10 protein-coding genes and 1 riboswitch are annotated in these 12,819 nt (G+C 71.9%); of the genes, 3 read left to right on the forward strand and 7 right to left on the reverse strand.

Features of this window, described 5'->3' with window-relative positions; translation table 11 throughout:
* Positions 1-396 precede the first annotated feature (396 nt).
* A complete protein-coding gene (locus OG738_RS35700) occupies positions 397-1,518 on the forward strand; it encodes a hypothetical protein (RefSeq protein WP_329047569.1) in 1,122 nt (373 codons plus the stop codon).
* Positions 1,519-1,528: 10 nt separating this feature from the next.
* Here OG738_RS35700 and OG738_RS35705 read toward each other — a convergent pair whose 3' ends face one another.
* Positions 1,529-2,302, reverse strand: a complete 774-nt coding sequence (locus tag OG738_RS35705) for an aldo/keto reductase (protein ID WP_329047571.1) — start codon at positions 2,300-2,302, stop codon at positions 1,529-1,531.
* 43 nt (positions 2,303-2,345) lie between these two features.
* The gene (locus OG738_RS35710) at positions 2,346-3,155 is read right to left on the reverse strand and encodes a helix-turn-helix domain-containing protein (RefSeq protein ID WP_329047573.1); all 810 of its coding nucleotides are present in this window, start codon (positions 3,153-3,155) and stop codon (positions 2,346-2,348) included.
* A 183-nt stretch (positions 3,156-3,338) separates the two neighbouring features.
* On the opposite strand from OG738_RS35710, the gene OG738_RS35715 reads away from it, so the two are divergent.
* Complete coding sequence (locus OG738_RS35715; protein WP_329047575.1) at positions 3,339-3,698, forward strand: nuclear transport factor 2 family protein; 360 nt, start codon at positions 3,339-3,341, stop codon at positions 3,696-3,698.
* 52 nt (positions 3,699-3,750) lie between these two features.
* Here OG738_RS35715 and OG738_RS35720 read toward each other — a convergent pair whose 3' ends face one another.
* Positions 3,751-4,905, reverse strand: coding sequence for an NAD-dependent epimerase/dehydratase family protein (locus OG738_RS35720; RefSeq protein WP_329047577.1), 1,155 nt, complete (start codon positions 4,903-4,905; stop codon positions 3,751-3,753).
* A 179-nt stretch (positions 4,906-5,084) separates the two neighbouring features.
* On the opposite strand from OG738_RS35720, the gene OG738_RS35725 reads away from it, so the two are divergent.
* Entirely contained in the window at positions 5,085-5,582 is a 498-nt protein-coding gene (locus OG738_RS35725) for a GtrA family protein (protein ID WP_329047579.1), read from the forward strand.
* Here OG738_RS35725 and OG738_RS35730 read toward each other — a convergent pair.
* From OG738_RS35730 to OG738_RS35745, 4 genes are all read right to left on the reverse strand, one after another.
* On the reverse strand, positions 5,512-7,686 hold the full coding sequence (locus OG738_RS35730) for a glycosyltransferase family 2 protein (RefSeq protein WP_329047582.1): 2,175 nt from the start codon (positions 7,684-7,686) through the stop codon (positions 5,512-5,514). The two genes, OG738_RS35725 and OG738_RS35730, sit on opposite strands and share 71 nt — an antisense overlap.
* Positions 7,683-8,630 (reverse strand): NAD-dependent epimerase/dehydratase family protein, encoded by a 948-nt coding sequence (locus OG738_RS35735; RefSeq protein WP_329047584.1) that lies wholly within the window; start codon positions 8,628-8,630, stop codon positions 7,683-7,685. The genes OG738_RS35730 and OG738_RS35735 overlap by 4 nt, the downstream gene beginning before the upstream one ends.
* Before the next feature lie 49 nt (positions 8,631-8,679).
* Positions 8,680-11,556, reverse strand: coding sequence for an aminomethyl-transferring glycine dehydrogenase (gene gcvP / locus OG738_RS35740; protein ID WP_329047586.1), 2,877 nt, complete (start codon positions 11,554-11,556; stop codon positions 8,680-8,682).
* Between the two features lie 298 nt (positions 11,557-11,854).
* Positions 11,855-11,953: riboswitch (glycine riboswitch) on the reverse strand.
* 42 nt (positions 11,954-11,995) lie between these two features.
* Entirely contained in the window at positions 11,996-12,574 is a 579-nt protein-coding gene (locus OG738_RS35745; RefSeq protein WP_329047588.1) for a MerR family transcriptional regulator, read from the reverse strand.
* Between the last annotated feature and the right edge of the window lie 245 nt (positions 12,575-12,819).

The following is a 12,819-nucleotide window of genomic DNA, read 5'->3' on the forward strand; positions in this document are numbered from 1 at the left end:
CGCAGCACCCCGTCCGGCTACTTCGTCTCTCAGGGCGAGTCGACCGGCTCGCGTCCCGCTGCCCGCCGGGGCGAGGCTTCCGGCTCGTACCCCGTCGCCGGCCGTGGCGAGACCTCCGGCTCCTACCCGGTCGTGGGCCGCGGTGAGACTCCAGCTGCCGGTCGCCGCGGCGAGGCCTCCGGCTCGTACCCCGTGGTGAGCCGTGGTGAGGCCTCGGGTTCCTATCCGGTCGCCGGTCGCGGCGACGCCACCGGCTCCCACCCGACGCGCCGTGGTGAGACGTCTGGTTCCTACCCCGTCGCGAGCCGCGGCGAAGCGTCCGGTGTCTACTCCGCCGCAGGACGCACCGAAACTTCCGGCGTTGCTCGCCGCGGTGAGGCCTCGGATGCCTACCCCGTGGCCGACCGCCTTCAGACTCCCGCCGGCGGCCGCGGTGAGGCTTCGGGCTCCCACCCCGCCGCGGTTCGCGGCGAAGCCTCCGACTCCCACCCCGCCGTCGGCCGCGGTGAGACTTCCGGCTCCCACCCCATCGCGGGTCGCAGCGAAGCCTCCGACTCCCACCCCGCCGCGGGTCGCGGCGACGGCACCGGGTCGGCTGCGGCCGGTGGCCGCCGCCGTGGGAAGGCCGCTCCCGCGCGCCGCGACGAAAGCGCGGCCGAGCGGACCGAGGTCATCACCCGGCACGGTGAGGCGTCCGGCAACTACCCCATCACCGCGCGGAGCGAGACGTCCGGTTCGCTGCGGACCGTCGAACGCGACGAGAGCACCCCGCGCCGTGGCCGCCGTCGTGCCGAAGCCGCCGAAAGCGAGACTCCGGGCCGCCGCCGCGTCCCGGTTCGCGACGACGCCACCGGCCCCTCCGGCAAGAGCGAGACCACCGGCTCGCACCGGACGCTCGGCAAGGGCGAGGCCACCGGGTCGCACCGGATCGTCGGCAAGAAGGCCCCCCGGCGGCGGATCGCCACCTGGCCGATCGCCTGTGCCGTGCTCGCCGCCCTCATCGGGCTCGGCGTGATCGGCTGGAACTGGGCCGACAGCGAGCTCAACAGCCGCGCCGAAGCGCAGGCCGCCAGCTGCTCCGGTGGCACCTCGCAGATGCGGATCCTGGTGACGCCGAGCGTCCAGAAGCCGCTGACCGCCGCGGCGAACCGCTGGAACCAGGCCGCCACCGTCGTCCACGGCCAGTGCGTGCACGTGACGATCGACGCCAAGCCGTCCTCGCAGGTGCTGGACGCGCTGGTCGGCCGGACGAACCTGGACGCGATCGGCGGGCTCCCGGCGGCGTGGCTGCCCGAGTCGTCGTACTGGGTCAGCGAGCTGACCACCAAGAAGCCCGAGATGATCGGCTCCCCCGCCCAGTCGGTGGCCAGCGCCCGCTCGGCGGACTACCCGTTCATCGGGCTCACCGGGCAGGGCATCGACGACACCGTGCTCCGCGCCGCCCAGACGTTCCGCGAGTACCTCGAGCAGCCGGCCCAGCAGGCCGACTTCGCCGCCGCCGGGATCAAGACCGCCTGATCAAGACCGCCTAGACGCGCGTGCCGTTGTCGAGCTCGGCCACCACGGCGAGGTCGTCGTCGGCCAGCTCGAAGTCGAAGATCCCGAAGTTCTCGCGGGTCCGGGTCGTCGTGGCCGAGGCCGCCACCGCGACCGTGCCGGCCTGCAGGTGCCAGCGCAGCACGATCTGGGCCGGGGTCTTGCCGTACTTCGCCGCGAGCGCGGTGACCGTCTCGTCGGCGAGCAACCCGGCGTTCGCGGCCGGGCTCGACGCGGCGGTCACGATGCCGCGCTCGGCGTGGAACTCGCGCAGCGGCTGCTGCTGCAGCCACGGGTGCAGCTCGACCTGGTTCAGCACCGGGACCGCGCCCGTGGCGTCGATCAGCCGCCGCAGCTCCGAGACGCCGAACCCGGCGACGCCGACCGCGCGGACGCGGCCGTCGGCCCGCAGCCGGCTCAGCGCGCGCCAGGTGTCGGTGAACGCGCCCTTCGTGCCGTCGAGGAGGCACAGGTCGACCCGGTCGAGCTGGAGCGCGGCCAGTGCGTGGTCGGCGGCTCGGCGGGCCGTGTCGTAGCCCTGGGCGGGCACCTTGACGCTGATGAACAGCTCGTCGCGGGGCACGCCGGCCAGCGCGTCGCCGACCGCCGCCTCGGTGCCCGGCGCGGTGTCGAACCCGCGGTAGCCGGTGTCGAGGGCGATGCGGACGGCCCGGCCGGTTTCGGCCGCGGTCAGCCCCGCGACACCGAACAGCAGCTGGGGGATGCGGGTTCCGTCGGACAGGGCGAGCGAAGGCGGGACGGCCATCTACCGGTGATCCTCACGTCGGATGCTGCGCGGGTGCTGCCCATCATTCCACCGACGCAGCCCGCTCGCGCAGGTATGCGGCCGTCGCCGCGTCGGCCGGGAAGAACGACTCGATGACCAGCTCCGCGACCGTGACGTCCAGCGGTGTGCCGAAGGTGGCCACCGTGCTGAAGAACGTCAGGTCGGTGCCCTCGTGGCGGAACTTCAGCGGGACGAAGATGTCACCCGGTCCAGGGACCTCCACCTCGGGCACCGGCTGGTCGCACGGGTAGCCGCGCAGCTCGTCCAGCAGGCCGGCGAGCCCGGGGTCCGCGGTCTGGCTCACCTGGCGGCGCAGCCGGCCGAGGAGGTGGGCGCGCCACTCACCCAGGTTGCGGACGTGCGGGGCCATGCCGTCGGGGTGGAGCGTCGCGCGCAGGACGTTGGTGGTCAGCTCGGCCGGGATCCCGGCGACGAACAGGCCGGTGGCGGCGTTGGCGTCGACGAGGTTCCAGTTCCGGTCGACGACGGCGGCCGGGTAGGGCTCGTGGCTCGCGAGCAGCTGCCGGACGGCCTTGCGGACGGCGGCCATCTCCGGGCTCCCCAGCGCGTTTTCGGTGTAGGCGGGCGCGAAGCCGGCGGCGAGCAGCAGCCGGTTGCGTTCGCGCAGCGGCACGTCGAGGTGCTCGCCGAGGCGCAGCACCATGTCCCGGCTCGGCCGGGAGCGCCCGGTCTCCACGAAGCTGAGGTGGCGGGTGGAGATGTCCGCCGAGATCGCGAGGTCCAGCTGGCTGATCCGGCGCCGGTCGCGCCATTCCCGCAGCAGTTCCCCGACGGGCCGCTGCCGCGCGGCCGCCTGCACCGAAGTCGTCACGCGAGCGACGCTACGGTGATCACCGGGTCGCTGCCATTACTTCGGGGGTAATGACCGCGGCCGGCTCGATCGCCCCCGCGGCATTACCTCGCGCGTAATCGACGGGCCGCCGCTCGTCCGCCAAAGTCGGTCCCAGCGAAGGACGACGACGAAACCGTTGTCCCCCAACCGAAGGAGCAAGTCATGACCGACGTCCGCGGCATCGTCGAGCAGTACATCGCCGTCTGGAACGAGACCGACGGCGAGAAGCGCCGCGCCCTCATCGCCGACGTCTTCACCGACGGCGCCGGCTACACCGACCCGCTCGGGGCGGTCACCGGGCACGACGGGATCGACCAGTTCGTCGGCGGTGCCCAGCAGCAGTTCGCCGGGCTGAGCTTCAGCCTGCCCGCCGAGCCCGACGCGCACCACGACCTCGCGCGGTTCCAGTGGTACCTCGGCACGCCCGGTGCCGAGCCGGTCGCCATCGGGTTCGACGTCGTCGAACTGCGGGACGGCAAGATCGCGAAGGTGCACGGGTTCCTGGACAAGATGCCGGGCTGAACGCAAGCGTGCGGGCTCCCGGGCAGGGGAGCCCGCACGCCACCCCGCACCGCTAGTCCTTCAGCGCGCCCCGCCAGCGCACGGTCGGGCGCAGCTTGTCCGGGTTCACCCGGTGCTTGTTCGCACCCACGATGTCGAACATCGACTCGATCAGCGTGTCCGAGAGCAGGTGCGGCTCCAGTCCCAGCCCGACCAGCCCGGTGTGCTTCACGTTGTAGTAGTGCTCCGGCGCTTCGGTGCGGGGGTTCTCCAGCTGCTCGATCTGCACCGGGCCCGGGAACCGCTCGGCGACGAGGTCGGCGATCGCGGCCACCGACATGCTCTCGGTCATCTGGTTGAAGACGCGGAACTCCCCCGCCTCGGCCGGGTTCTCCACGGCGAGCCGGATGCATTCGACGGTGTCGCGGATGTCGATCAGGCCGCGTGTCTGGGCGCCCTTGCCGTACACGGTCAACGGCTGGCCGAGCACCGCCTGGATGACGAACCGGTTCAGCACCGTGCCGAACACCGCGTCGTAGTCGAAGCGGGTCGCCAGCCGCGGGTCGAGCGCGGTCTGCGGCGTCTGCTGGCCGTACACCACGCCCTGGTTGAGGTCCGTCGCGCGCAGGCCCCACGCGCGGCACGTGAATTCGATGTTGTGCGAATCGTGGACCTTGGTCAGGTGATAGAACGACCCGGGCCGCTTCGGGAACAGCACGCGGTCCGAGCGCCCGTTGTGCTGCAGGTCCAGCCAGCCTTCTTCGATGTCGACGTTCGGCGTGCCGTATTCGCCCATCGTGCCGAGCTTGACCAGGTGAATCGCCGGATTGATCTCCGCGATCGCGTACAGCAGGTTCAAGTTCCCGATCACGTTGTTGTGCTGGGTGTACACCGCGTGCTCGCGGTCGATCATCGAGTACGGCGCCGACCGCTGCTCGGCGTAGTGGACGACCGCGTCCGGCGCGAAGTCGCGCACCGCCTCGAACAGGAACTCCGCGTCCAGCAGGTCGCCTTCGTAGCGGCCGATCGTGCGCCCGGAGACCTCCTGCCAGGCGGCGATCCGGTCGGCCAGTGACTCGATCGGGACGAGGCTTTCGACGCCCAGTTCGGCGTCGTAGCCACGGCGGGCGAAATTGTCGAGGACGGCGACCTCGTGGCCTTTGTCCGATAAGTGCAACGCGGTCGGCCAGCCCAGATATCCGTCACCGCCGAGAACCAGCACTCGCATTGTGCCGCCTTTCCTGTTCGTTTACGCCACAAGCATGCCGATCCGACGAACGAGCAGCGGCTTGCGAGAACCCGACGTTATCTACCACGTGCTGATGACGACCTGGCAATGAGCTGTGAATCTCCTATGCGTAGGGGACCCGGACGGCGGCGCGGCGGGCCCACGGGGAGGATGGGGGCATGACGACCGTAACCAACGGCGTGCGGCCCCGCACAACGGAGAAGACCCGCCGCCGCGGCTGGGCCAGGCTGGCGCGTGCCGCGGCGACGTCCGTCGCGGCCACGGTCGTCAGCCAGGTGGTGCTGCTGGCGGTCCTCGCCACCGGCGGCGCCGCGGCCCTGGCGAGCACGCTGGCCTGGGCGGCCGGCGCGGTGCTGAACTTCGTCGTCACCCGCCGCTGGGTGTGGGGCCGGACCGGGCGCCCGCGCGTGCGCCGCGAACTGCTGCCCTACCTGGTCGTCATCGGCCTCGGCGGGCTCGCGTCGATCGGCCTGACGACGCTGGCGGGCTCGGCCCTGACGCCGCTGGACCTGCCGCACTTCTGGTGGGTCGTGCTCGTCGACGGCGCGTACGTGGCCAGTTACGCGCTGGTGTTCGCCGTCAAGTTCACCCTGCTCGACCGGTTCGTGTTCGGCCGCGGCGCAGCACGTAGCCCCGCCACCACGTCCCGGTCATGACCCGGGCGTAGTTGGCGCCGTAGACGACGCTGCCGCCCTTCTTGCTCTTGCCCGCCTTGCGCAGCCGCATGCTCATCGGCAGCTCCAGGACCCGGGCGCCGCGCGCGGTCACGCCGAGCATCAGCTCCGACGACTGGTACTGCGGCTCGTTGAGCGGGACCGAGCACGCCAGGTCCGCCCGCATCGCACGGAACCCGAACGACGTGTCGGTGATCCGCCGCGCGGTCAGCACCGACGCCAGCGCGGCGAACACGCGCACGCCCAGCCACCGGACGCGGCTGTCGGCCTCCTCGTGCCCGAGCCGCCGGGAGCCGGTGACGAAGTCCGCGGTGCCGTCGACGACCGGGCTGACCAGGGCTTCCAGTTCGCTGTTGTCGTACTGGCCGTCCGCGTCGGTCGTCACGACGTACTCGGCGCCGGACTCCGCCGCCAGGTGGTAGCCCAGCCGCAGCGCGGCGCCCTGGCCGCGGTTGCGCGGCGCGACGCAGACGTACGCGCCGTGCTCCTCGGCGATCGCGGCCGTGTCGTCGGTGCCGCCGTCGACCACGACGAGCACGTCGACCCGCATGCCGAGGCACCCGTCCGGCATCTTCTCGAGGACTTCGCCGATGCCGCCGGCTTCGTTGTAGGCCGCGATGACGACGGTCAGCGGCGCCAGCTCGAGGTCCGGGTGGCGGCCGCGGAAGTCGTCGAGCGCGCGCTGGTCGACGTCGTCGGGGAACGCGGCGAGGCGCTTCCGGCTGGCCGACGTCAGCGTCGTGAAGCCGAGCGCCCCGGCGACCGGGAGCAGCACCAGCGCGGGGATCTGGTAGCGCCAGGAGAACTGGAACACCGCCGACGCGAAGAGCAGCACGAGCCCGCTCGACGCCGCGAGCAGCGCGCCCGCGCGTGCCCGGTCCAGGGGCTTCTTACGCCGGAACACCGTTAGCAGGCCGAGCAGCGCGCCGATGCCGAGCACCGCGCCCGGGACGTACCCGCCGCCGAGCTGGTAGTCGCGCAGGATCTCGGCCAGTGGCCGGTCGACGCTCGCGACGACGCCGTCGTTCTGCTGCGTGACGAGGTCGATCAGCGACTGGTCGGCCCACTGCGGGTCGCTCAGCTGGAACTGCCAGCGGTCCAGCGGAACGTCGGTGGGGTCCTGCTCGCGCGTCCACGCGAAGCTCTTGGAGAAGTCCTTCAGGATCGCTTTCGCGACGTCGCCGGGTTGCTCCTTCAGGACGTCGATCGCGAACTCGTGCGCCAGCGCGGCTTTGTCGGCGCCCGGCGGCAGCGGTCCCGGCCAGTTCGGGTCGAGGTCGGCGTGGGTGTAGTTGTCCACCAGCCGCGTCTCACGCGGCTCGGTGGGGCAGAACACCTGAAGCTCCGGCGAGAGGTGGAGGTTCGGGCAGTCGGCGACGGCGGCGGTGCGGCCGTAGAGCATGCTCCCGGACGGCCCGGTCAGTCCCCACTTCCCGGTCTCCGAGTGGACCCGCGCCGCGTACGGCACGAGCACGACGAGCAGGCCCAGCACGCCGGCACCCGCGCGGCGCCAGCCCGCCCAGTGCCGCCACGCGCCCCCGGCGGCGACCAGGAACACCAGCAGTGGCAAGCCCAGCGAGATCCCGATCAGCCGCGTCAGCACGCCGAAACCGAGCAACAGCCCGGCGGCGCCCGCACGTTTCCAGCCGGGCGTGCCCCAGCCGAGCAGCAGCCAGAGGAGCCCGAGCAGCACCGCCTCGAAGACGACCTCGGACATGATGTTCTGCTCGATCTGCAGCTGGTAGGCGTCGAGCAGCACCGGCACCGCGGCGAGTGCGCCGACCCACGGACGGCCGCCGAGGCGCAGCACCAGCGCGTAGACGCCGATCGCGACGAGGATCCCGCCGGCGTGCTGCACCGCCGCGACCCAGGCGAGGCCGCCGACCGCCAGCAGCGGGCGCAGCACGAGGTCGTAGCCGATCGGGTTGAGCTGGTCGGCGCGCAGCGCGTGCAGGTTGTCGAGGTAGCGGAACGAGTCGATGTAGAGCAGCGCGGGCCGGTACGCGAGCCAGGTCAGCACCCGCAGGGCGATCGCGGGGACCAGCAGGAGGAGCAGCAGCCAGTGACGGCGCAGGAACGTCGTCACGGTGTCGCGTTTGGACGGTCGAGGCCGGAGAAGTACTTCCACGCCGTCGCCAGGCCGTCGGTGAGCGAGACTTCCGGGCGGTACCCGATGGTCTCCGCGCTGGCCGAGACGTCGACGACCACCGCGGGCATCTCCCCCGCCGGTGCCGCGACGTGCTCGACCGGCAGCTCGGCGCCGGTCACCTCGCGCACGGCCTCGACCATCTCCAGCACGGACACCGAGCGCCCGGAGCCGACGATCGCGCGGCCGGTGTGGCCGCTGGCGAAGGCCGAAAGGATCGCGCCGACGACGTCGTCGACGTGCACGAGGTCGCGGCACTGCCGGCCGTCGCCGTAGATCTTGACGCCGGAGCCGGTGAGCGCGGCGCGCATCATGCGCGGCACGAAACTGTCCTTGTGGGACATTCCCGGACCGTAGACGTTGGTGAACCGCAACGCACACGTCGTCATGCCGTACGCGCCGGCGTAGCCCGAGAGCAGCATTTCGCACGCGGCTTTCGTGGCGCCGTAGGGCGTCAGCGGCCGCAGCGGCAGGTCCGGGGTGATCGTCGCGCTGCCGACGTCGCCGATCACCGCGTTGGTCGAGGCGAGCAGGAACTTCGGCACCTCGCGGCGGCGCGCGAGCTCCAGCAGTTCCTGGGTCACCAGGACGTTGTCGGCGAAGGTGTCTTCGGGCAGCTCCACCGACTTCAGCACGGATGTCAGCGCGGCGAGGTGCACGATGCCGGCGGTTTCCGGCGTCACGGCCTCTTCGCGGACGGCGGCGTCGCGGAGGTCGCCGGTCACGACGCGGACACCGCCGAGGTCGTCGGGGAACGGGACCCGGTCCACGACGGTGACCGGGACGCCCCGGTCGCGGAGGGCCCGCACGACGGCCCGGCCGATGAAGCCGCTGCCGCCGGTCACGACCACGGACGTCCGATCGGGACCGTGCGCACTCGACATGGGCGTCAACCTACCTCCCGTTCCTGTGCGCCTCCCGTGCGGCCACGGGTCAGGCGAAGGCCTCCGGGGGCGGGCACGAGCACACCAGGTTGCGGTCCCCGGCCGCGCCGTCGATGCGGCGGACCGGCGGCCAGATCTTCGCCGCCGTCACCCCTGCCGGGAACACCGCCGTCTCGCGGCTGTAGGGCCGGTCCCACTCGCCCGCGACGCACCGCGCCGTGTGCGGAGCCTGCCGCAGCGGCGAGTGCTCCAGTGCCCACGCCCCCGCCGCGACGCGGTCGATCTCGGCGCGGATGGCGATCATCGCCGCGCAGAACCGGTCCAGCTCGGCCAGGTCCTCGCTCTCGGTCGGCTCCACCATCAGCGTGCCCGCCACCGGGAACGACATCGTCGGCGCGTGCAGCCCGTAGTCCGCCAGCCGCTTCGCGACGTCGTCGACCGTCACGCCGGTCGCCTTCGTCAGCGGCCGCAGGTCGAGAATGCATTCGTGCGCGACCAGGCCTTCGTGCCCCGCGTACAGCACCGGGTAGTGTCCCCCGAGCCGCTTCGCGATGTAGTTCGCATTGGCCACCGCCACGAGCGTCGCCCGGCGCAGGCCGTCCGCGCCCATCATCCGGACGTACGCCCACGAGATCGGCAGGATCGACGCGCTGCCCCACGGCGCCGCGCTGACCGGGCCGACGCCGGTCGCTGGACCGGCCGCCGGCTGCAGCGGGTGGTTCGGCAGGAACGGCGCCAGGTGCGCCCGGACGCCGATCGGTCCGACGCCGGGTCCGCCGCCGCCGTGCGGGATGCAGAAGGTCTTGTGCAGGTTGAGGTGCGAGACGTCGGCGCCGAACCGGCCGTACTGCGCGACACCGATGAGGGCGTTGAGGTTCGCGCCGTCGACGTACACCTGCCCGCCCGCGTCGTGCACCAGCGCGCACACCTCGCCGACGGTGTCCTCGTAGACCCCGTGCGTCGAGGGGTAGGTGATCATGATCGCGGCCAGGTCGGCGCGGTGATCGTCCACGGTGGACCGCAGGTGCGCCAGGTCGATGTTGCCGTCGTCGTCGCAGCGGACGACGACCACCCGCATGCCGGCCATCACCGCGCTGGCCGCGTTCGTGCCGTGCGCGCTGGCCGGGATGAGGCAGACGTCGCGCTCGCCCGCGCCGCGCGAACGGTGGTAGGCGCGGATGGCCAGCAGGCCCGCGAACTCGCCCTGGCTGCCCGCGTTGGGCTGCAGGGAAACCGTGTCGTAGCCGGTGATCCGCGCGAGCCAGGCACCGAGGTCGGCGACCACTTCCAGGAGCCCGGCGGCGTCCTCGGCGGGCGCGAACGGGTGCAGCCCGGCGAATTCCGGCCAGGTGATCGGCTCCATCTCGGCGGTGGCGTTGAGCTTCATCGTGCACGAGCCGAGCGGGATCATGCTGCGGTCCAGCGCGACGTCCTTGTCGGCCAGCTGCCGCAGGTAGCGCAGCAGCGCGGTTTCCGAGCGGTGGGCGTGGAACACGGGGTGGGTCAGGAACGCGCTCGTGCGCCGCAGCGGCGCCGGAAGCGCGTCCGCCGTGTCCGCGTCGAGTCCGTCCACATCGGACACCGAGACGCCGAACGCCTTCCACACGCACGAAAGCCGTTCCCGGGTGGTCGTCTCATCGCAGGCGACGCCGACGTGGTCGTCGTCGACCCGGCGCAGGTTGACGCCGAGGTCGCGGGCCGCCGCGACGACCGTGTCCGCGCGCCCGGGCACCGCCGCGACGACCGTGTCGAAGAATTCGCCGTACACGACCTCGACGCCGCCTTCACAGAGACCGGCGGCGAGCACGGTGGCCATCCGGTGGGCGCGCAGCGCGATGCCGCGCAGTCCGTCGGGTCCGTGGTACACCGCGTACATCGAGGCCATCACCGCGAGCAGGACCTGCGCGGTGCAGATGTTCGACGTCGCCTTCTCGCGGCGGATGTGCTGCTCCCGCGTCTGCAGCGCGAGCCGGTACGCGGGGGCGCCGTCGGCGTCCTTCGACACGCCGACCAAGCGTCCCGGCAGCTGCCGCTCGAGGCCCGTGCGGACGGCGAGGTAGGCGGCGTGCGGGCCGCCGAAGCCGAGCGGGACGCCGAACCGCTGCGTCGACCCGACGGCGACGTCGGCGCCGAGTTCGCCGGGCGGCCGCAAGAGCGTCAAGGCCAGGGGGTCGGCGGCGGCGATCACGGCGGCGCCGTGCTTCTTCGCGTCGGCGATGGTCAGGTCCAGCTCGCGCACGGCACCCGAAGCTCCTGGGTAGGACAGCAGGATGCCGAAGAAGTCTCCGCCGAGGCCGAGGCCGGTGAGTCCCTGGGAGAGGTCTTCGACGATCAGCTCGATGCCCAGCGGCTCGGCCCGCGTCCGCAGCACGGCGAGGGTCTGCGGCAGGGTGTCCTCGTCGACGACGAACCGGTTCGAGGACGACTTGCCCGCCCGGCGCACGAGCGTCATGGCCTCGGCGGCCGCGGTGGCTTCGTCGAGCAGGGAGGCGTTGGCGACTGGCAGGCCGGTGAGGTCCGAGACCATGGTCTGGAAGTTGAGCAGCGCTTCGAGCCGGCCTTGGGAGATCTCGGGCTGGTAGGGCGTGTAGGCGGTGTACCAGGCGGGGTTCTCGAGCACGTTCCGCCGGATGACGGGCGGGGTGACGGTGTCGTGGTAGCCGAGCCCGATCATCTGCGCCATGGGCCGGTTCCGCGCGGCGAGCGCCCGGAGTTCGGCGAGCGCCTGCGCTTCGGTGGCGGCGGGCGGAAGTTCGAGCGGCCCGGCAGAGGCGCGCAGCGACTCGGGAACGGCACGTTCGGAGAGCTCGTCGAGAGAAGCGACACCGACGACGTCGAGGATGTGCCGGAGTTCGTCGGGACCGGGCCCGATGTGCCGATCAGCAAAGCCGACACCCTGCTCGAGCGAGGCAAGCGACAGATCCACGAGGGCCTCCTCCGAACAGCAGTGTCTGCCCAACCCGACTGTAAACGCGAAGGTGACCACGGCGGGGGTCCGGGGGCGGAGCCCGCCGGGCGGGGTGTGGGGGTTGTACCCCACCAGACACGCCGGAGGGTTCAGGCAAGCGCTCTCCGCGAGCACAGCTCACCCAAACCCGGAGGAATCCTCCCCACTCTGTCCGTACCCCGAGGGGCGCCTGAGAGTTTCGCCCGAGGTTGAGCCGGGCTTGCACCGTCGGCGGGGGCGTCAGGTTGTGTCCTGGCGACCCGCTTTCCAGAGGCGTCTCGTCCGCGCGGTCCAGGGTGCCTGAGAGGTTCCGGGGAGGACTTGCTCCTTCGGCGCCGAGCTCAGTATGAGGCTCGGACTCTCCCGCGCGGATTCGTCGACCGCACGGGGAACCTTACTCCGTCCGCCGCGGCGGTGATCACCCGGTCTTGCGGGCGTTGCGGCGCTGGGTCAGCTCGTCCGGTTCGTGGGTCTCGACGATGCCGCCGTCGGCGCGTTCGGCCGGGAACTCGTGGATGGTTCCGCTGATCTCCTGCATGGCGCCGCTGACCGCGATGCCGAAGACGCCCTGGCCGCCCTGGAGCAGATCGACGATCTCCTCCGGCGAGGTGCACTCGTAGACGGTGGTGCCGTCGGAGAACAACGTCACGCGCGCGAGGTCGCGGACTCCGCGGACGCGCAGGTGGTCGACGGCGACGCGGATGTTCTGCAGGGAGACCCCGGTGTCCAGGAGCCGCTTGACGACCTTGAGGACCAGGATGTCCTTGAACGAGTACAGCCGCTGCGAGCCGGAGCCGTGGGCCGTGCGGATGCTGGGTGCGACCAGCTTCGTCCGGGCCCAGTAGTCGAGCTGGCGGTAGGTGATCCCGGCGATCTGGCACGCGGCCGGGCCGCGGTAGCCCACCAGCTCGTCCGGCAGCGAGTCGTCGGGGAACAGCTCACCCTGCTCGCCACTCGCGACCTCAACAGGCTGCTTCTCGGAACCAGCCTCGACCACGCAAGCCTCCCCTCGCCCGACCTGGCGGCCGGCGAATGACAGCCGGATGGTCCCAGGAGCGGGACCCGCCGGAGATCAACCGCCACGGTCCGGCCCCAGACCGTGAATGACACCGTGGCGATTTACCTCCTTCGACGGTAAGCGCCCGGACAGGGCGGGTCAACGCGACGCGCGGCAAGCCTCAACGACCGGATGAGCCTTTGCGCCGTTCGCCGTACCCCGGACGAGGTGGTTCAAACCTGTTG

The organism is Amycolatopsis sp. NBC_01488, assembly GCF_036227105.1.
Taxonomy (GTDB): Bacteria; Actinomycetota; Actinomycetes; order Mycobacteriales; family Pseudonocardiaceae; genus Amycolatopsis.